12 protein-coding genes and 1 pseudogene are annotated in these 20,070 nt (G+C 70.4%); 7 read left to right on the top strand and 6 right to left on the bottom strand.

What is annotated here, in order from left to right; all coding sequences use genetic code 11:
• Positions 1-55 precede the first annotated feature (55 nt).
• Entirely contained in the window at positions 56-1,171 is a 1,116-nt protein-coding gene (locus IH50_RS0102005) for an MFS transporter (RefSeq protein ID WP_234328059.1), read from the top strand.
• An 801-nt stretch (positions 1,172-1,972) separates the two neighbouring features.
• Here the strand turns inward: IH50_RS0102005 and IH50_RS0102010 are convergent.
• Positions 1,973-3,562 carry an alpha/beta hydrolase gene (locus IH50_RS0102010; protein WP_030856494.1) on the bottom strand — a complete coding sequence of 530 codons (1,590 nt, stop codon included), beginning with the start codon at positions 3,560-3,562 and terminating at the stop codon, positions 1,973-1,975.
• Between the two features lie 312 nt (positions 3,563-3,874).
• On the opposite strand from IH50_RS0102010, the gene IH50_RS38630 reads away from it, so the two are divergent.
• From IH50_RS38630 to IH50_RS38635, 3 genes and pseudogenes are all read left to right on the top strand, one after another.
• Positions 3,875-5,938, top strand: a complete 2,064-nt coding sequence (locus tag IH50_RS38630) for a sensor histidine kinase (RefSeq protein WP_078913797.1) — start codon at positions 3,875-3,877, stop codon at positions 5,936-5,938.
• A gap of 141 nt (positions 5,939-6,079) precedes the next feature.
• Positions 6,080-6,751, top strand: coding sequence for a response regulator (locus tag IH50_RS0102020; RefSeq protein ID WP_030856497.1), 672 nt, complete (start codon positions 6,080-6,082; stop codon positions 6,749-6,751).
• Between the two features lie 1,369 nt (positions 6,752-8,120).
• Positions 8,121-8,444, top strand: a pseudogene (locus tag IH50_RS38635) (cupin domain-containing protein); the annotation flags it as partial.
• A gap of 359 nt (positions 8,445-8,803) precedes the next feature.
• On the opposite strand, the gene IH50_RS0102030 reads toward IH50_RS38635, so the two are convergent.
• The 3 genes from IH50_RS0102030 to IH50_RS40680 form a co-directional block, all read right to left on the bottom strand.
• Positions 8,804-9,334 (bottom strand): GNAT family N-acetyltransferase, encoded by a 531-nt coding sequence (locus IH50_RS0102030; protein ID WP_234328060.1) that lies wholly within the window; start codon positions 9,332-9,334, stop codon positions 8,804-8,806.
• 398 nt (positions 9,335-9,732) lie between these two features.
• A complete protein-coding gene (locus IH50_RS0102035) occupies positions 9,733-10,086 on the bottom strand; it encodes a hypothetical protein (protein ID WP_143660383.1) in 354 nt (117 codons plus the stop codon).
• Between the two features lie 76 nt (positions 10,087-10,162).
• Complete coding sequence (locus IH50_RS40680) at positions 10,163-12,313, bottom strand: AAA family ATPase (RefSeq protein WP_030856501.1); 2,151 nt, start codon at positions 12,311-12,313, stop codon at positions 10,163-10,165.
• 303 nt (positions 12,314-12,616) lie between these two features.
• Here IH50_RS40680 and IH50_RS40685 point away from each other — a divergent pair, with 303 nt between their 5' ends.
• Positions 12,617-13,999, top strand: coding sequence for a sensor histidine kinase (locus tag IH50_RS40685; protein ID WP_051767129.1), 1,383 nt, complete (start codon positions 12,617-12,619; stop codon positions 13,997-13,999).
• Position 14,000: 1 nt separating this feature from the next.
• On the opposite strand, the gene IH50_RS0102050 is transcribed toward IH50_RS40685, so the two are convergent.
• Positions 14,001-15,974, bottom strand: coding sequence for an ATP-binding protein (locus tag IH50_RS0102050; protein WP_051767130.1), 1,974 nt, complete (start codon positions 15,972-15,974; stop codon positions 14,001-14,003).
• Positions 15,975-16,398: 424 nt separating this feature from the next.
• Here IH50_RS0102050 and IH50_RS41515 point away from each other — a divergent pair, with 424 nt between their 5' ends.
• Positions 16,399-17,115: a hypothetical protein gene (locus IH50_RS41515; protein WP_158801140.1), complete on the top strand. Its 717-nt coding sequence runs from the start codon at positions 16,399-16,401 to the stop codon at positions 17,113-17,115.
• Positions 17,116-17,176: 61 nt separating this feature from the next.
• On the opposite strand, the gene IH50_RS0102060 is transcribed toward IH50_RS41515, so the two are convergent.
• Positions 17,177-17,860 carry a response regulator gene (locus IH50_RS0102060; protein WP_030856507.1) on the bottom strand — a complete coding sequence of 228 codons (684 nt, stop codon included), beginning with the start codon at positions 17,858-17,860 and terminating at the stop codon, positions 17,177-17,179.
• 527 nt (positions 17,861-18,387) lie between these two features.
• Here IH50_RS0102060 and IH50_RS0102065 point away from each other — a divergent pair.
• Positions 18,388-18,813 carry an OsmC family protein gene (locus IH50_RS0102065; RefSeq protein ID WP_030856509.1) on the top strand — a complete coding sequence of 142 codons (426 nt, stop codon included), beginning with the start codon at positions 18,388-18,390 and terminating at the stop codon, positions 18,811-18,813.
• Positions 18,814-20,070: the final 1,257 nt, after the last annotated feature.

Consider the following 20,070-nt stretch of genomic DNA (forward strand, 5'->3'; position numbering starts at 1 on the left):
GCCACCAGGCTGGGCCCCGGCCGCCAGGACCACAGCACTGCTCACCACGCTGGGCATGCTGATGGTCGGTCAGATGTACACCGTCCTGGCACTGCTGCACCCCATGGCCACCGAGTTCGGCACCACACCCGGTCAGGTCACGTGGACGGCGACGGCGTTCGGTTTCGCCTACGCAGCCGGGTTCCTCTTCGCCGGCCCGCTCTGCGACCGTTACGGACCACGCGCCGTGATCACCGTGGGGCTCGCGGCCGCCACGGCGTCCACCGCGGCGGTCAGCGCGGTCTCCGACCTTCCCACCGCCGTCGTGCTGCGCAGCCTGCAGGGACTGACCGCCGCGACCTTCGCCCCTGCCGCGCTCTCCTACGTCGTCCGGCACATCGCGCCTCGACACCGCGGCACCTCCCTCACCTGCATCACCAGTGGCATGCTCGCCGCCGCCGTCGTTGTTCAGGTCGGTGCGCAGGCCGTTGCGGCCGGAATCGGCTGGCGTGCGGTCTTCTGGATCAGTGCCGTGCTGATGGCCCTGAACCTGTTCCCGGTGCGCCGGGTCCTGCGACCCACTCCGCGTGGAGGCACCGACGGCGGACTGCTGCAGGCGTTCGCGGCGATGCCGCGGCTGCTGCGACAGCCGCGGCTGGGCGCCTTGTGCCTGTCCACCGTCGCCCTGATGACGGCTTTCGTCTCCCTCTACACGGCGGTGGCCATCGCGGGCCCACCGGCCGTCACCGGCGATGCCACCGCGATCCTCGCCCTGCGGGCCAGCGCGCTCCCCGCCCTGATCGCCGTACCCCTGCTGGTCCCCGTGCTCGGACGGCTGCCCGCGCCCCTGCGCGCGGCCCTCGCCTTCGCACTGGCCTCTCTCACCGTCGCCACCGGTTCCTTCCTCGGTGATCACACGGCGCTGCTCGCCCTGGCCCTGCTGCTGTTCGTGGCCGCCGTCGCGGTAGCGGCGCCCGCGGTCGTCGAGACCATCAACGCCAACGCCCCGCAGGCACGTGGTGCGGCGGTCGCCCTCTACGGGTGCAGCATGTTCATCGGCGCCAGCCTGGGCCCACAGCTCGCCGGTGCGCTCACGGGACTGGGCTTCGACGGCATTCTGCTCGTCGTCGCCGGGGTGCTCCTTCTGGGCGCCTCCCTGATCCTGCCGGCCATGCGCCACCCCACCCCGTGACCCCCGCCGCCGGCCCGGCACGCAGCGCGTTTCGGCCCCCGCAAGGCCCTCCCCCGACAGCCGTACGCCGACCGCTGCTCCCCCGCCGTGCCACGGGCGGGCCCGCGAGAGCCGGAACCGCCGCCGGCCGAACGCGCCGGGCTCGGCAGCGGAGTCCGTCCGGTGCGGATGCCGGTCATCGAGGCGCATCGGACGGAGCAGAAGCGTTGTCCGGGCGGTCAGCGGAAACGGTCTGCCGGAACCCGGGGGCGACAATCTCTGGCCCGGTCCCCTCCTGACCGCTGATCAGAGACCCGTCCGTGACGAGACCGTCGTCCTTCGTACGAGGGGCGGTTCCCGGACCCGCCGCCTCACCGGACCGGATACCGCCCCTGGACGGTGCCCTCGGGGCCCGAACCCGGTGGTACCGCACCCAGCCGGGCCTCCGTCCGAGCCCCGGCTGTCATCGGCACCGATGTAGTGGTCGGACCGTCGCGTCGCACGGGACGGTCAACGGCGACCGAATCTGTCCGCGCTGTGCCATCCGCCCCCAACCGTTCAGCGCATGCGAACCTCGGCAGGGGCGCGCCCACAGCACGAGGAGCACCGGGGCGGGTGGGACGTCGTGGCCGCCGGGGGACCGCGCCGGGCTCCAGGCGGCCCGGTCCCTGAGCCGTGCGGGCGGCGACCCGCCGGACGCAGACCTTGGTGATCCGTCGGGCCCCGAGGCCGGGCGGATCCACGTCACCGTCCCCAGCGGCGGGCAGCGGACCTGCCCGCCGCTGGGGACGGTGGCTCAGGGAAGCCGCGGGGACGCCGACGTCACGAGCAGACGGTGTCGTTCGCCGGGACCGTCCCGTCGAGCAGGTACGCGTCGACCAGCTCGGTCAGGCAGTCGTTGACGGCGTAGGTGCCGTGCCCCTCGCCGTCCACGGTGAGGTGGACGCCGACCTTCTCTCCCAGTTCGTCCGCCATCTTCTTGGCACCCTCGTAGGGAGTGGCCGGATCACCGGTGTTGCCGATGACGAGGACTGGGTTCGCGCCGTCGGCCGACACCTCGACGGTGGATGCGTGGCCGTCAGCGGGCCAGCCGGTGCACTGGAGCAGCCCCCAGGCCATCCAGTCGCCGAACACCGAAGATGCCGTGCGGAATCGGGGCAGGTGACGGTGTACGTCCTCAAGGGTGAAGCGGTCCTTGTAGTCCGCGCAGTTCACCGCGGTGTTGGCTGCGTTGATGTTGGCGTATCCGTCGTCGTCGATCCGTTCGTTGAGGAGGTCGGAGAGCAGCAGCAGTGCGCTGCCGTCGCCGTCCATGGCGGCCTCCAGTCCGCCCCTGAGCAGCAGCCAGCTCTCCTGGTCGTAGAGGGCGGCGGCGATGCCGTTGAGGGCGTGGCTCTGAGTCAGGGGACGCCCGAACTCCGTGGGCAGGGGGTCGGTGTCCAGGCGCTCGAGCAGCGCGATGATGTCCTTCTCGCCCTGCTGCGGGTTCGTGCCTTCGAAGAAGCAGGAGTCCTGCCGTGCGCAGTCCTCCAGGAAGTTGCGCAGTGCGCCCTGGAACCCCTTCGCCTGGCCGAGGGCACCGTGCAGGGCGTCCTCGGTGGGGTCGACCACGGCGTCGAAGACGAAGCGCCCGACACGCTTCGGGAAGAGATGTGCGTAGACGCCGCCGAGCTGTGTGCCGTAGGAGATGCCGAAGTAGTTGAGTTTCTCGTCGCCCAGGACGTGGCGCATCAGGTCGAGGTCACGTGCCGCCTCCTGGGTGCCGACGTGATCCAGCACCGCGCCCGACTCGCTCTGGCAGGCCCGGGCGAACGCGCGTACCCCACGCTCGCGGGCCTTCTCCTCCGTGGCGTCGTCAGGGGTGGCGTCCGCGGCCAGCCAGGCGTCCATGGCCTTCGTGTCCAGGCAGTGCACGCCGGCACTGTCCCCGACCCCGCGAGGGTCGAAACTGACCAGGTCATAGCGCTTGTGAAGCGTCATGTACTCGTCGCCGGCGGCGAGGGGGAGGGTGAGCACCCCGGAGCCGCCGGGGCCGCCGAAGTTGAAGACCAGGGACCCGAGGTGCTTCTCGCCGGAGTCCGAAGACGCCTTCGCCCGGATCAGGGCCAGATCGATGGTTTCGCCGTCGGGGTCCGCGTAGTCCAGCGGAGCCTTCATGGTGCTGCACTGCCACGTCGTTCCGTCCGGCAGCTTCTCGGGCCTGTCTCCGCCGCCCTGGGCCGTGGACGGAGCGGAACACGTGCTCCACTTCAGTTCCTGCTCGCTGAGAGCGGTGGGCACCGCGGGTGTCGCGGCATCGCCGCGAGCGTCGTCGGCGGTCTCGGGGTTGCAGGCTGTCACCGCGGTGGCCGCCAGCACGGCGAGCGACGCCAGGGCGACAGCGGTCCGGGACATGCGAGGTTGTGCGGGCATGCTTGTGCCGGTCTCCAGTTGGTGTGGGTGATACGGGCGCAGTGGACGGCCGCTCACACGAAGTCGTGGTGGTGGGCGTACCGGTCGGTGCGTGTGCCCTGGAAGGACCTGATCCCCCCGGAGGCTCGACGCGACGACGCGATCCATGTGCCGATCCTTTCGCGCTGAACGTGCCGCCCCGTCGCCCGCCGGAAGGATCGTCGCCTAGTCCGCGGGACATAGAGCGGTGGCGCGACCGCAGGGCCGGCACCGCGTGACCCCTTGAACCCCGCGGTGACGGGAAGGGCGACGCCCGGCCATACACTTGCGCCAATGGGGAAAGGACGTCGGGTCAGGCCACTGCCGGTACTGTTCATGGGAGCGCAACTGCTGCTGTGGTTCAGCGTCGTTGCGTCTTCGAAGGAGCCGCCGGACACCATTGAATGGATCACCGCCTTCTGTGCCACGGCGCTCGCTGCGGTGGCGCTCGATCGGCGTCACCGGGCACCGCTCGCCGCCCTGGGCGTCATCGTCGCGGTGTCCGTGGTGGGACAGATCCTGGCGCCACCCGACCTGCTGGGCCTGGTACCGGGGCTGGCGGTCATGGTGGCGCTGTTCACCGTCACCGTTCTGTGCAGCTGGCCCGTCGGCCTGGGCGCGACCGCGGCTGTCGCCGTCGTCCAGCTCCTGCAGGCGGCCGCACGGCACGGCGTCGGCGGTCTTCTCCTCTCCGACTGGCTCACTGGTGTCGGCCCCTTTCTGCTGGTGTCCGCTCTCGGCACCGGCCGCCGGCACTGGCTGCGGGAACGGCAGGCCACGGCGGAGCGGCTGGCCGGTGCCGAGCAGCAGCGGGCGCGCGCCGCCGAGGCGGAACGGGAACGGCTGGCCGGTGAGTTGCACGACATCAGCGCGCACCACCTCACCTCCGTCGTGGTATCCGTCGAGGCCGCCCGCAGGCTCGGTGACAGCAGGCCCGACCTGGCCGCGGAGGCACTCGCGTTCGCGCGCCGCACCGCACGGGAGACCCAGTCCGCACTGCGGCGTCTCGTGGCGGTCATGCAGGTGGACGACCCACCGGCTCCCCAGGCGATGACCGCTCCGATCGAGACGCTGATCGCCGGATTCAGCAGGCTGGGCCGCCCCGTCTCCGTCTCCCTGCCCGCTGATCTCACCGGACCCGCGGCGGAAGCGGCCCACGGCATCATCCGGGAGGCCCTGACCAACGCCCTGCGCTACGCGCCGGGCGCCGCGGTCAGCGTGCGGGTGCAACGGGCCGGGGACACCCTGCACCTGACCGTCGACAACGGCAGGCCGCCCGGCGGCGCGGACACCGGCACGGCGGGGATCGGCTCCGGCCGGGGGGTGGAAGGAATGCACCGGCGTGCCGCCGTCCTCGGCGGGAGGCTGTCCGCGGGACCCCGCCCCGACGGAGGCTGGCGCGTACACGCCGTGCTCCCCGACGCCGCGTCCGGCCCTCGGCCGAGCCCAGGAAGCCGGCGCGACTTTCCTCGCGAACAGCGGATCGCGGACAGGGCGGTCTTCGGCTCGGCCGCCGCGGTGGCGTCGGGCGTCGCCCTGACGAAGGCGGAGGACGCCGGCTACGAGGCCGGCACATGCCTGCTGCTCGTGTCGGTGCTGACCCTCCACGCACTGCCGTTGCTGTGGCGCCGCCACGCGCCCTGGGCGGTCCTGGCGGTGACCGGGGCCGCCGCCCTCCTGTGGCCGGTTCTGCTCCGCGGTGGTGCGCTGCCGCCGTCCTCCGCGATCTGCTTCCTCGGCGACGGCATCGTCGCACCGGCCGCGGTCTACGCGGTCGCGGCGTACGGCCGGGTCCTGAGAACCGCGCCCGTGCCCTCCGGCCGACACGTCCCGCCGCCGACGGCGCATCCACTGACATCTCCGGCGGGCTCACGGCTGTCGTTTCTGTCCGTGCCCGCCGCGGTTCTCCCGTCGGCGATCTCCTTCACGGCCGCCTTCGCCGCCGACGGGACGCTGCTCGGAGACCCGGCCGGGCCTTTTCTCGTGCTGTTCCTCGCCTGCTGGACGCTGGTCGTGTCCGGCCTGGGATGCACGGCCGCCTGGGGGGCGGGATGGCTGATGCACAGGCGTCGCAGGCGGGAACTGGGCCGGGAGGACACGGCCCTCACCACTGTGCTGTCGAGCACGAGGGCCATGGTCCACGGCGAACGGCAGCGAGTCGCCGTCGGTCTGCGGGAGACGGTGCTCCGGCAGACGGACCGGATGATCTCCTCGGCTGAGGAGGGCAGCCTGGAGCAGGTGGCCGCCGCTACGCGGGCGACACTGAGCGCCATGCGCCAGTTGCTCGGAAGCCTGGACGCCGGCAGAGCGCCGAAAGCGCCTCGAAGAGCCGTCGTGGCGAACACCCCTCGCATGTAGAAGTGGTCCGTGCCGACAGGTCGGCGACTGCGTAGCGGCCTCTGGACGCGCACGCCGACCTGGTGGGTCTCGCGCACCGCCTCCATGGGAGGATGCGGCGCAGACAGTGGCCCCGGTGCGGGCGAAGAGAGGAGCAGGACCATCGGTATCCGTGTGCTGGTCGTGGACGATCAGGCGATCGTCCGCGCGGGTTTCGTGGCGATCCTGACGGCCGAGGCCGACATGACCGTGGTCGGCGAGGCAGCGGACGGTGACGCGGCTGTGGCGATGTCGGCACAGTTCGCGCCCGACCTGGTGCTCATGGACATCCGCATGCCGGGTATGGACGGACTGACGGCGACCCGGCTGATCACCAGTCACGGCAGCGGCGCCCGGGTTCTCGTGCTCACCACGTTCGACCTCGACGCCTATGTCTACGAGGCTCTGCGCGCCGGGGCCTCCGGCTTTCTGCTCAAGGATTCCGAGCCGGAGGACCTCCTGGCCGCGATACGGGTGGTCGCCTCCGGTGACGGCGTCCTCGCGCCCGCGGTCACGGGGCGTCTGATAGCAGCCTTCGCTCGGGGGGCCTCCTTCGCTCCGGAGATCACAGGGGCGCTGGACAGCCTCACCAACCGCGAACGCGAGATCCTCGTCCTCGTCGCCACGGGCCTGAGCAACGCGGAGATCGGCGCGCGTCTGGAAGTAGCCGTGGGAACGGTGAAGGTGCACGTGAGCTCAGTGCTCAACAAGCTGGGCCTACGGGATCGTGTGCAGGCGACCATTTTCGCCTACGAGAGTGGGCTGGTCCGCCCGTCGGTGACGCCGGCTCTCTGAGCGGCCCTCCGCTTGTCTGCACCAGGGCGATCAGAGGGGGAGTTGGCCGCGAAGCCGACAGGCTCGATCGCGGACCCGCGGTGGACTGCGCCGCCGCTGCCCTGCGCGGGCCGACTCCGCCCAGTCTTCTTCGCCTGCCGTCCAGGACCCCGAAAGCAAGGCCGCCCAGCGCGGACGGGTCAGGCCCCGGAACAGTCACTGCCGGGTCTTTGGACGCTCCCCGTGCGCTGCTACTCGGCAGGTACGACCACGAAGACCACCGGCAGAGCAGGTCACGAAACACGCACGGGTCGTTCCGTGATCTCACTGCGACGATCCGTGCCGTCGAGACACGGGGCTCGCGGACGGACGAGACGGCGCGTTGCTCCTGCCGGCGATCGACGAGTCGCGCTACATCAGTTACTGAAGCAACGCGAAGGCCGCTTGTACGGCATCTTCCCTACATAATTCATGGCTTTTTCTGGCCATGAACCTCCCCTCATGCCTTTCGCGGAAGTGAATCCCGCTGACGGTCGAGGCGATCGGCGCTTCCTGGAGTGCGTCATTCGACGGTCGGCGAGACGGCCGCCGACCCTGCGGCTCATTCCTCACAAGAGGGACACAAGGTGTCATGTTGCTGTCACTCGTCCAGCCGCCGTATCACGGCATCGTGTGCTCGGATATGTCCCGCAGCCCCGACGAGAGGCTCGACACACGAGGAGGATGGGACCCACCGTGCCCGCACACACCGTCTGGGAAGGAACCCGCTCGAGGGCGAGCGCGCCGTCGTCTTCGTTTCCTCCGGCATCGGCGAGCAGACGAACGGCAGCGGGGCTCCCGACGAGCTGACCACGGCCGCCCGCTTCTGCCGCCCCTTCATGCTGTTGGCGGACGGACCCACCGAGGCGCGAACTACCCGGCCCCATCGGCGGGCAGACGATCCTTCCGGCGACTCCTGGGAGACCACACGCTCCGCAGTTGTCGACGCAACGGGCCGGTCCGGCGAGCCGCCGTCACTCCCCCGGCGACACCCCCGCGACACCTCCGAGAACGCCACGCCCTCCACGAGCGGCGCTGTTCTCGCCACCCGTCCGGCGAGCATCTTCGCCGACCGCTCTTCGACCGTTCCCGGCACCGGATGGGCGCGAGGTGGCGGTTGACGGCCCGTGGTCCGGGCACAGGCCACGTCTCTTCCCACAAGCCAGGCGCACCACAGCGCTCCCCGCACCCGCAAGAAAGTACGAACCATGTCTTTGCCCCCACTGCACATACCGCCGGACGGTGGATCCCCTGTGTTCCTCGTAGGAGACACCTACACCACCTTGCTCAGCGCCGCTGACACCGGCGGTGAACTGTCCCTGGCCGAGGCCGTCGTTCCGGCCGATGCCGGCCCCCGCCGCACACCCACCATGGCGAGTCCGAGACGTTCGTTCTTCTTGAGGGAACACTTCGTGTGACCGCCGGTGACGAGCAGTTCGACGTCGAACCCGGAGGGGTTGTGTACGTCCCCAAGGGCGTTCGTCACTCCTTCAAAAACACCAGCCCGGGCCACCCCGCCCGCATGTACTTCCTCTATGTGCCTGGCGGCATGGACGGCATGTTCCAGGAGATCGGCCGCCCCGGTGTCCGGGGCCAGGTCGGCCCTCCCCTCGACCCGGCCGATGTGGTCGCCATGGGCGAGGTTGCCGAGAAGTACGGCTACACCCTCGGCTGAACGACCGCCCCTCCGCGACGCCGCCGCAACCGCCGTACCCGGTGCTTGGGCGGACGTTCACCAGACGCATACCGGTCACCGGCCACGGTGCGCCAAGCTGGCGTCCCGCTGTGTGCAACGCCAGTGCGTTAAGGGTTCGTGCGCCCTCTCGAGAAGGCGGGACCTCTGGTAGTTCGCATGGTGTCGAAGCCTTTGCGAGTGTCCCGGAGGTCCCGTTGCCGCAGAATCCTGTCAGCGTCAGGTCCGGTGCGACAGCCCTCGACGTGTATGCGCCCGGCCATCTGGGCGAGTTGACCGAGATCATCGATCCCGAGCTGATCGGTGCGGTCCTGGAGGACACCGGTGCCCGGCAGCAGCGGCTACGGCTGCTCGACGGGGACGGTGAGGTCGGCGGTCGAGCGGTGAACGGCGGGCCGGGAGGCACCGAGGGTCCTCAGGATTCTCAGCATGCGCACGTTGTCCAAGCCGGTCATGACACTCATGGAGCAGCAGCCGAAGGTGCGGGCCTGCTCCCGGGCGTACTGCGCCAGCGTGGTGCCCAGGCCACGGCTCTGCCACGGGTCCTCGATCATAATGCCGAGTTCGGCCGTGCTGGGCTCGGTCGTGCGGACCAGGTTGGTGGTCGCGATGAGTCGCTGTGGATCGTCCTCCGGGTGGGTGACCCAGGTGAGGCCCAGGCCGGGGCGGGTCAGGTGGTGGAACTCGCCCCGGCGCAGGGAACGCCGGGCGGCCTGGTAGCGCGCGAAGCGCGTCTCGAGCGAGCAGCGGTTGTGCAGCGCGTTCACCGCGTCGAAGTCATCGAGCGTAGCTGGACGGGTGATGGTGCGGGTCCCGGTGTGCGGCAGGCGGGGGCGATGGGGTGCGGTGGTCATCGGGGCGGGGGCGGACATAGTGGTCCTCGGCTTGGAGTCAGGGAAGGCGGAGGGCAGGGCACGGTGGGAGTGCGGCAACCGCCGACAGCCGTCGCGGGGCCACCGACCGGGGCTCGTCACCGTCATTTGCAGCGTCGTCCCCCGTGGCAGGATCCCGGCCCCTTGGAAGGGAGTCATTCCCGTGCGGGCCCGGCCGGAGCGGGAGGTTGTCGTCCGTGACGAAGCTGACCGTCGAAGCATGGGGCTGAACAGCCGTGTCGGCGACGCTGCCGAACGACACGGAGTGTTCGGAACGCGCGCCCCGCGCCCCGCTCACCGACACGACCTCTCGGTCCGGGGCCGCAGCAGCGTTCCGAACTCAGGGGAACCCCGGGCCGTCACAGATCAAAGTTCACCGGACTACGGGAGAGGGACACTCACGCGTCGGGGTCTTGGTGGTAGGCGTGACGGTCGGTGTGTGGGCCTCGGGAGGACGTGAGGAACCGGAGGGCCGACGCGACGAGCACGGTGATCAGAAGGGCGACGCTGAGCAGGAAGGTCCATTCGACCCACGCACCGCCGGACCGCCCCTTCTCGAACGCTGAGAACAACCGTGCGCCCACGGGGTAGGAGATCATGCAGACGATGACGAGGGGCCAGAAGGACAACACCTTCAGAGGCTTGGTCCATGCGGTGAGGGCAAGGGCCACAACAGCGATCAGGGCGACGAGAACATGCATGCGATCCATGAGCCGATCCTTTCGCGCGGAATCCGCTGCGATCTCGGCCACCAGGAGGAATCGCACCTAGTCCGCGAAGCATAGACCCGCACGAGGGTGCCGCCCTTCCGGCTGCCGCCCTCGTGCGTCAGCGGTCCACGCGGCTCTGTTCCCGGTCGTCCACGGAGGAGGTGTACCCGTCCGGCACACCGGACGGGTACACCTCCTCATGCCACAGACGAGCCGAGACGCGCTCGACCGCAGTCCTGAGATGACGGCGGTAGGTGCTCAGTGACACACCCAGTCGTTCGGCCGCTGCCCGGTGCGTGGCCGTCCCTTCGACGAACGCGGTCACCGCGGCCTGGTGCGGTCCGTGCCCGCCTTGCTCCTCGGCCAGCTCGTAGACGGCCTGTTGGAGCACGGACGCCAGGTCTGCACCGCCTACGGCAACCACCCGGCTACGCCGCAACGGATTCAGCGCGAGCTCCGACGGCCGCCGCAACGCACGCAGTCCCGCGTGTACGGCGTCGGCGAACTCCCGCTGGGACAGTGCACCCGTCGGCGTCCGTGCCTCGTCCGTGCGGACGAGGCCGGCACCGTTCACTCGATCACAGGGGTCGCGGCCGTCGCCCTCACCCGACACGGAGCGCAGCAGCCCGCGCAGCCAGTCGGAAGCGGGGAAGACCCGCACGTCACGGGCGAAGAGACGCTGGGGAACGCCATCGACGTCCCAGTGGTGCTCCGTGGGAAGCAGCCCGTGCCGGCGCAGCGGCCCGTCCCAGACGCCGTCGTCCCGGAGCACGAAGAACACCCAGGCCGGTCCGCCGGTCCGCACGGTCTCCGCGACGAGGCACCGCAGCGACAGCGCCATGGCCGATGAGGCGTCCCGTCGCTCTTGCGGGCCGGCGTGGAAGCGGGCCACCGAGATCCGCTCGTTCGCCCGCAGTGGCCCGTGCCGCCGGACGTGGTCCCAGACGGCGGCGACCACGGGATCCGCTGTCTCCCCTTCGTACGCCGTCAGCCTCAGCCAGGCCGAGCAGGCTCGCGGTGGGCCGTACGGGACTGGCCGCCGGACCCTGAACGCCTCCGGCTGGTGACGCAGCCAGAACCGTGCGTTCTCCGCGGACTCCGGCCCCTCGCAGTCCGCGATCAGGCCGAGCACGGTGGCCTCGTCCACAGGTCCGCACGCCTCGTCCTCGTGGCTGTCCCGCGTGGTCCACTCATGGGCGGGTGGCAGCACCGTGATGTCCCGGTACAGGCGGTGCAGGGCTGCCGCAGCGTCCAGGGCGCGGTCGAAAGGCACGGTGCGTATCTGCTCCACCAGGTGGTCGTGCAGGCGCTCGTGCAGAGCGGCGAAGCCGTCGGGGTCGTTCCATCTGGCGTCGTGCGCGACCGTGTTGCGTACCGCCTCGTCCAGCAGCAGGCCGCATCCGAGGGCCGTCACCCAGGGCTGCGCGCGCAGCCACGCGAACGACCGGGCCGCCGCGCCGGCGCCGAGTTCGGCGCGCAGCAACTCCTCCGTGACGGTCCCCACCCGGGCGGTCACCTGCAGAGTCCGTCGGTGCTGCTCGGTGGGAAGGCCGCCGACGAGACGGTGGAACAGGACCGCGGTCAGCCGTCGGGAGACGCCCCCGTCCATAGACCACCCTGCTTCCCCACCTGTGCGGGCGGCGGCCGCGACCAGGGACAGAGCCAGGGGATTGCCGCCCGCGAACTCCCGCACGGAGACGTTCAAAGGTGGCGGCACGTCCTGGTCGCCCAGGACCCTCTTGGTCTCCTCCGCACTGAGCGCGGGCAACTTCATCGACCGAGCGCAGGCGGCCCAGCCGGGATCGGTTCTCCAGCCGGGCTGCGGCGGGGTCCTGGACGCCATGACCACGACCGCATCACCCGGCACGTCGGGCAGGAAGCTCTCGCGCAGCCACGCCTCCAGCCCGGTGCACCGCTCAAGGCTGTCGACCAACAGGACGGGTGCGGGATCGTCAAGAACATCACGGAACGCATCCAGGCGACCGCAGGCGTCCGCCGGCGTCCTCGCACCGTCCACCCACACCACCGACCGGCCGGCGGCGGTCGCGTCCAAGGACAGGCGGTGCAGCAGGGCGGACTTACCGATACCGCCGGGCCCGTGCACGAAGAGGACGGGACGGGCTTCGGCTTCTCCCGCCAGCGCCGCTCGGAACGCTTTCCGCTCGGCCGCCCTGCCGACGAAGGCCCGGGCACGTGCGGCGGCCACGTGCTCGCCGAGCAGACCGCCACCACAGGAGCCGACGGGGTCCGTGGCGTTGCTGCCGCTCACTGGGTCGGCTCGGGTAGGGACTGGTCCCGGACTCACCGGAACTCCTCTGCGAAGGGATCGGTCAACCCCTCCAGTCCAACCGTCCCGGTCGTCCGCGAGCTCCGCATTCGAGGCGAACTCGGGGATCAGCCGACCGGACGAGGTCGCTCTCCTGCTCGTCCTGGAGAACGAGTACGTGCACCCGGAAGCTCCTGCACAGACATCGGACTGTCCGCGCTCGCGCTGACCCACGGACGAGGGGTACGCCGTCTTCCGGTGTCCCGGCGGGCCGCTGTCGGCCGGCGCGGTCTACCGTGGACCGTCATGAGCGCACTGAACTCGTGGCCGCGCCGCCGTCTGCCCCCCGCCCTGACCGACCTGGCCCTGGGCGTTCTCCTGACGGGCTGGTGCCTGGCCCTGCCCTCCCTGGTCCCTGCGAGCGAGGCCCTGCACAACGCGCCGGGCGGCTGGTGGGTCGCGCTCATCCTGGTCTGCGGTGCGCCCATTACCGTTCATCACCGGTTCCCGCTGGCGAGCCTCGTGGTTGTCGCGGTCACCTGCAGCATCCTCCAGGCGTTGGGTTACGTCCCTCACCTCGTGGGGCCGCAGGGGACCGCGATCAGCCCCACCTACCTGTGCGCCGCGACTGCCCTGTTCCTGACCGCCGTGCGGACCGAGCGCCGCACCGCCGCTCTGGTGGCGCTCCTCCACGTTCCGGCACTGTCCGTGACGGAAGCCGTGCTGGCGCCCGCGGGTCACTGGCTTGCCGCGGGCACGACCGAGGCGGTGCTGACGGCCGCGGCCTGGTCCCTCGGCCGGCTGGTACGAACCCGGACCGCCATGCAGGATCAGGCGCTGGAGCGCGCCAAGGCGCTGGAGGGTGAACAGCTCGCCAAAGCCCGTGCCGCCGTCATGGAGGAACGCGCGCGCATCGCCCGGGAACTGCACGACATCGTCGCCCACAACGTCAGCCTCATGATCGTGCAGACCATCGCCGCCGACCGGGTCCAGGCCCGCGACCCGGAGAAGGCCCACGAACTGCACCGCACCATCGAGGAGACCGGCCGGGCCACCGTCGCCGAGCTACGGCAACTGCTGGACGTGCTCCGCACCGACGACGAGGACGACACCGACCCCAGCAAGCAGCCACCGCAGCCCACCATCGACGCCATCCCGGCGCTGCTGGAGTCGGTACGTGCCGCCGGTCTCCAGGTCCACTGCGCCATCAGCGGGGAACCGGCCGACCTGTCGGCCGGATCGCAACTGGCGGTCTACCGGATCGTGCAGGAAGCCCTCACCAACACGCTCAAGCACGCGGGCCGCACCCGCACCGCCGTCACGCTGGCGTGGGAGCACGACCGTCGCATGCTCTCCTTGAGGATCTGCGACGCGGGCCCCGGCGAGCAGGCCGCGCCTTCACCGGCCCACGTCTTCGACCGGGGGGCGGGGCACGGGCTGGTCGGGATCCGGGAACGGGTCGCGGCCATGGGCGGCACACTGCACACCGGTCACCGGCCCGGAGGCGGTTACTGTGTGCATGCCGCCCTCCCCCTTCCGTCCGTGTACGGCCCGCCCCCGCCGGACGACCGGAGCTCCTGCGTCCTCGCCGATCCCGTTGGCCACGAGGACGGCACCGGGTCCCACGACGACGGCACCGGGTCCCACGACGACGAGGCCGGGACCGTCCTCGCTCTCCCGGTCACCTGAGTCAACGCCGCGGCCGGTCCGCGGGTGACAGCAGCGGGGTTCCGGACAGTTCGTGCTCCCACATGATCCGCGTGATCCGGTGTGTCGCCCACGCCAGGTGGCGGCGGTAGGTGCTGAGGGGAAGCCCCAGGCGCCGAGCGGCGGCCGCCTGCGTCGAGGCCCCTTCGACGTAGGCGGCGGTCGCCGCCCGGTAGCCCTTGTCACCACCGCGCTCGAGCGGCAGGCTGCCGATCGCGCTGGTGACCACGTCCTTGAGACCCATGCCGTGCGCCAGGACGAGACGACTGCGCTGGAGCGGGTTGAGCGCCAGCTCACGTGGCCGGTGCAAGGCTCGCAGAGCGGCCTTCACGGCGACGGCGAACTCCTCCTCGCCCAGCACCAGGATCTCCGCCGCCGTGCACGATTCCTTCCCGGAGCGGGCTGGACCAGGAGCGGCGCCGGTGAGCAAGGGAGCGTTCGCCGCACCCCCCAACACCGCGGGCAGGGCACGCCGATCGCAGGCGAAGAGACGGTGACGGTGGCCGTCGACGGTCACCGTGCCGGCCGTCGGTTCCATGGCGTGGTGGCGCAGATGAGAGTCCCAGAAGCCGTCGTCGCGCAGGACGGCGAACGCCCAGGCCAGTCTGTCGTCGCGGATGATGTCCCCCACCATGCGCCCGAGGGACGCGTCCATCACGGGGGAGGGACGGTGATCGCCGTACTCGCCGACGTGGAACCGCGCCAGCGCGATGTGCTCGCCGGCCCGCACCGGACCGTGCTTCCTGGTGTGCGCCCAGGCGGCGGCGACGACCGGGTCCTCCGCCTCTCCTTCGAAGGGCATGAGCCTCAACCACGCCGAACCTCCGACGTCCTCCTCACCGGGCCCGAGGCGGCGCAGATGGACGTTCCCGGGCTGCTCGCGTAGCCAGTGCGCGGCTATGCGCGCCGACTCCGGCCCCTCCTGGCGGCGTATCCGGCGGATCAGCGTCGCCTCGTGCCCGACCGCGCGGGGCAGCTCTTCGGCCCGGCCGCCCGACGGCCGACCGTGCGCATCTGCCAGAAAGCGCCCGGAGCGGTGGAGGAACCGCAGGTCCCCCACGGTCTCGAGGACGCGGGAAGCGGGCCCGAGCCGCGTCCGTTCGAGCAGGTGGCCCCGGATCCTCCGGTGCAGTTCTGCGAATCCGGCCGGATCACGCCAGCGTAGATCGGCTCTCAGCGCCTCGCGTACGACGGCGTGGGGGGCCACACCGAGCCGGGTGGTCTGGACGAACGGCTGGTCGCGCAGCCAGAGGAAGAGATCCTCGCCCTGGTCACCGAGGACCGCCCGCAGCAACGCCACCGAAGTGACACGGGCCTGGGCGCACACGTCCAGGGCTGCCTGGTGAGCCTCGTCGGGCGGGGTACCGACGAGGCGGCGCAGCAGAGTGGCGACGGCGTCCTGGCCCAGCGGAGGATCCGCGTGATCGGCACCGCCATCGGTCTCCGTGCGCACCGCCGCCTCCGCGGCCAGGGCGAGAGCCAGGGGGTGCCCTCCGGTGAACTCCAGCAGGGCGTCGTGCAGGTGAGGGAGCACGCCTCGCTGCCGGAGGAACGCCGCTGCGTCGGGCTTGCTCAGACCGCCGAGGGGCAGTACACGCAGCAGCCCCGTCCAGCCCGGGTCGGCCGGCCAGTGAGGGTCAGGCTCGTGGCGGCTCGCCACGACGACCACGGTGCCCCAGGGGAGGCGGGGTAGGCACTCCTCACGCAACCAGTCCTCCAAGGACCGGCAGTGCTCGAAGGAATCGACGAGCAGAACGGCTCCAGGCTCCCGCGTGACGGGACGTACGGCACGCGTGAACGCATCGGCGGTCGCCGGCGTGGTCCGCCCGTCGACCCGTACGACGGTGCGGCCTGCGGCACGGGCCTCCAGCGCGAACCGGCGCAAGAGCATCGACTTGCCCGCGCCCTCCGGACCGTGCAGGTAGAGAACGCAGGCGGCGCCGGATGCTCCGTGCAACGCTGCGCGGAAGAAGTGGAGCTCATGCCTGCGTCCGAGGAATGAACGCTCCCGGACTCGTTCCAACCGCCGGCCCAGGCTGCCGCCGCGCGTGCTCACTCACTCCGCCTCTCCGTCCCGCCCGACGCGCCCGGGCCGCCGACCGCGACAGCGCGGAGCGCGGCCGCGACGGGAGTACTCCGAGAGGAGCATATGCGTCCGTGCATCACCACGGGCGGCCGCCCGCGAGGGGCGGAGAGTTCGTCGCCCCTGCACCCTCGGCGGCCGCCGTTGAGCACAGGTGAGCACATGACGACCACCGCTTGAGCAGCCGGTGGCGCGCGGGGGTGCCGAGCATGGGACGGACCGCCACACGAGTACCACCCCCCGCCACACGAGTACCACCCCCACCCCCACCCCCATGCCCATGCCCATGCCCATGCCCATGCCCACAACTGCGATGTCCTCCTCCTGCCCCGTCGATGTCGTCCTCTCACTGCGCCGGCAGAAGACAGCCCGTCTGCTGCGCACCATGCGCCCGTACCACGTGCTGCCGGCCCTGTCCCACTCATGGGGTTCCGCACCGGCCTACATGTCGCTGCTGCGCAGGCCCGACGGACTGACCGTCCTCGATGTGTCAGAGGACGGCGGAACGGACCGACTTGAGCAGCGCGTGCGCGTGCTCAGCACGATCTCCTCGGTCGTGGTGCTGGCCCCCCGGGACGTGGACGTGGTCGCCACGCTGCGTGCGGGGGCCGTCAACGTGCTCCCCCGGGACACCCCTCCTAGGGAGTTGGCCGGACGGATCGTCGCCGAACGCAGGTGGATCGATCTCTCTTCGAGGCGTCAACGCCTGCGGGCACCGTCCCAGAGTCGTCCGCAGGTCGTGCCTCACCAGGCTTCTCAGCAGGTGTTGTTGGAACTTCTAAGCCTGCCTTCCCGTGAGTGGTGTTGTCACGATCTGGGTCTGCTGCTCGGCACCGCCGGCGAGCCGGTGAGCAAACGGGCGCTGCAAGCCCGTGTGATACGTCTGAACGGACGTCTGGCGCCGTACGGGGTCTCTGCCGACGCCGTACACCGGTGGGGCCGGACCAGGTACTCGGGTGTACGCGAGGCCGTGCCGTACGAGGTGCCGCCCGCGCAGTCGCCGTTGCGCCTCTGATTTCACGCCCCGGATGCGCTGACGACTCGTTCGTGGGAGGCCATCAGGGAGGAGCAGCCTGTCAGCGGACGGTGGAAGCGTGCCCGACCGGTGTGACCAGGCCGGCGTCGTAGGCCAGGATCACCGCTTGCACCCGGTCACGCAGGTGGTACTTCTCCAGGATATGAGCGATGTGTGTCCTGACCGTGTTCTTGCTGACGTCCAACTCCTGAGCGATCTCCTCGTTGGACAGCCCCCGACTCAGCGCACGCAACACGTCGACCTCGCGGGCCGTGAGATGCTCCAGCCGCCTGGACGCGGCCCCGACGGCCGGCTGAGGCAGACGGGCGAAGCGGTCCAGAAGCCGCCGAGTGACACGGGGAGACAGGACCGCGTCACCGGCGGCCACCATCCGTACCGCCTCCACCAGAGACTGTGCGGGCCCGTCCTTGAGCAGGAAACCGACGGCCCCGGCCCTGAGAGCGTCCAGGACGTGCCGATCCAGGTCGAACGTCGTCAACATCACGACCTGGGCTTCCGCACCGGACTCCACGATGCGCCGGGTGGCCTCGACACCGTCCGTGCCGGGCATGCGGACGTCCATCAGGACGACGTCCGGCCGCAGGGCGAGGACCTGCTCAACAGCGGAGTCGCCGTCGGACGCCTCACCGACAACGGCGATGTCCGGTTCGCATTCGAGGATGAGACGGAAACCGGTGCGGATCATCTGCTGGTCGTCGACCAGCAGAACGCGGACGGACTCCATGGAAGAGGCTTCCTTCGTGCGGTGCACCGGCGTGCGGTGCGGGTGAAACGGGCGGCCGACTCGACTGCCGCCCGAGCGATGCGCTGACGACGAGCATGTGTACCGGCTCTCGATGACGACAGATCACGATATCTGCACGGGTCGTCCGGGACGCACTGGGTCGATGCGCGCAGCGTGACGCAGCCGACGTGGAGAGACGAGAGGGCACGCTTCTCCGGCCTGGCGACTGATCAAGCCGGCCCGAAAGGGTTGCTCCAGCAACCGAGGAATCATCTGTCGGAGCTCTTCCCCTTAGCCTTACTAACTCACGTGCCCCCACAGCCTGCAGTAACGCTTACGCAGAAGTAAATCACGATCAACTTCGTGAAGCGTGCCGTCATGACGAGGGTCTGCGTTCGCGGGCGGTGCTGACACCGCACGACCGCCGGTATCGCCGTGGGACACCGTGCCGCCGCGCCACGTCCTCCTGTGATCCGATGGGCTCGCTGCCCCGATCAGGGGCCGAAGGCTCAACGAAGGGAACCACCGTGGCAACCACGCGCTCCGCGCACACCGTCTGGGAAGGCAACCTGCTCGAGGGCAACGGCGTCGTCACCTTCGACTCGTCCGGCATCGGCGAGCAGCCGGTGTCGTGGCCGTCGCGCGCCGAGCAGGCGAACGGCAGGACCAGCCCGGAGGAGCTGATCGCCGCCGCCCACTCCAGCTGCTTCTCCATGGCACTGTCGCACGGCCTGACCGGCGCCGGCACCCCGCCCAGCAAGCTCACCACCTCCGCCGACGTCACCTTCCAGCCCGGCGAGGGCATCAAGGGCATCCACCTCACGGTGGAGGGCACCGTCCCCGGCCTCGACAACGACACCTTTGTCGCCGCCGCCGAGAACGCCAAGAAGAACTGCCCGGTCAGCCAGGCCCTGACCGGCACGACCATCACCCTGACCGCGAAGCTGGCCTGAAACAGGGGCGGGGACCGGCCACATGACGCGTCGGGCGGAGCCGGTCTGCAACGGAACTGCGGTGCAGTCCCCCAGAGGTCTGACTCACGCACCCGCTGAAGACGCGTAGTGGCGATTCGAAGTGGGCAGGCCACGGCGTTGCCACCGGAGGCGGCGCGGCCTCGTCGGCCTGCCACCCTCACGGGCGGCGGGCCGGCCCCCTTCCTATCGTCCCTTGTCTGCTCGGCGCAGGGGGGCGTGCCGGCTTCCGGCCGTATGCGGGTGCCGAGGTCGTCCAGCGGGCCGTCGGCGGTCATCACCACGATCGCAGCGCTCACCGTGGCCGACGCGACCGGCAGCATGACCACACGCAGCCGGCCCAGCGGCCCACGACGCGGCCGGCGCCAACGGGCTCGACATCCTGCCTGCTCTCGCGGCAATCACCGCTAACGTCGTCCAACCAGTAGGAATCCGTCAGTTGAGCGAACGTCACACCATCTCCGTTATCCCCCAGAAGGCTCATACCTGAGACAACGACGCACTCCCATGGGCTACCGCCCTCCACGACTCGGCTGCAAGATCGTGATCACTCGACTCGCCGGGGCCGTCGCGGAAGACAGGCCCTCCTTTATGGCCGGAACGGCCTCGATTCCTCCCGGTCCGGCCGTACCGCGGCAACGATGACTCGGAGCCGGCAGCAGCCGCTCGTTTCCCACAAGCCCCTCTTGTGAAAGGACGGCCAGCCGCTGCGAAGCCACGACGAGGGTAGGCGGTTACCTCGGCGGTGTGCCCCTGCCGGTCAGTCGTCGGAGCAAGGCATCCTCCTCGGCGGCGACAGCGCCTGGACCGAGGTCCGTGAAATCGTCGAGCAGCCGTTTCGTGAAGCCGGTTTTTGGATGATCTCGACGCGCCGTATCAACAAGGGGGCGAAGTTCGGATGCCTCCAGGAGCGTCCGGTACGCAGCCCTGCCAGGACCACGGCGGGATAGCCCGCCCAGAGTCCGGCGTCCTGCTCGGTCGCCGATTCGATGAGGAAGCTTTATAGCCTACCACTCCGCTTCTGATGGCCATCATGGCCGTGTGAGCCCGGCCAAGTGGTCGGCCCCTCGGGCAATGTAGCAATCGAGATGCATGAGCCTGTCTCGTCGCGCTGGGAGAAAGACGCACCCCGGTACGGACGGATAAGCGGGTGCGATCGCAAATCAGGCACCCGAGAGAGTTACAGGCACACGGACCCCTTAGAGGCACCGACCGCATCGTGCGCGCCAACGCGTTCGA

Source organism: Streptomyces sp. NRRL S-37 (assembly GCF_000721605.1).
Classification (GTDB): domain Bacteria; phylum Actinomycetota; class Actinomycetes; order Streptomycetales; family Streptomycetaceae; genus Streptomyces.

Coding starts and splice junctions, on each gene's coding strand:
- IH50_RS0102005 (WP_234328059.1), top strand. CDS start 56: ATGCTGATGGTCGGTCAGATGTACACCGTCCTGGCACTGCTGCACCCC.
- IH50_RS0102060 (WP_030856507.1), bottom strand. CDS start 17,860: ATGGAGTCCGTCCGCGTTCTGCTGGTCGACGACCAGCAGATGATCCGC.
- IH50_RS41515 (WP_158801140.1), top strand. CDS start 16,399: ATGCCCACAACTGCGATGTCCTCCTCCTGCCCCGTCGATGTCGTCCTC.
- IH50_RS38630 (WP_078913797.1), top strand. CDS start 3,875: ATGGGGAAAGGACGTCGGGTCAGGCCACTGCCGGTACTGTTCATGGGA.
- IH50_RS0102030 (WP_234328060.1), bottom strand. CDS start 9,334: ATGTCCGCCCCCGCCCCGATGACCACCGCACCCCATCGCCCCCGCCTG.
- IH50_RS40685 (WP_051767129.1), top strand. CDS start 12,617: ATGAGCGCACTGAACTCGTGGCCGCGCCGCCGTCTGCCCCCCGCCCTG.
- IH50_RS0102010 (WP_030856494.1), bottom strand. CDS start 3,562: ATGCCCGCACAACCTCGCATGTCCCGGACCGCTGTCGCCCTGGCGTCG.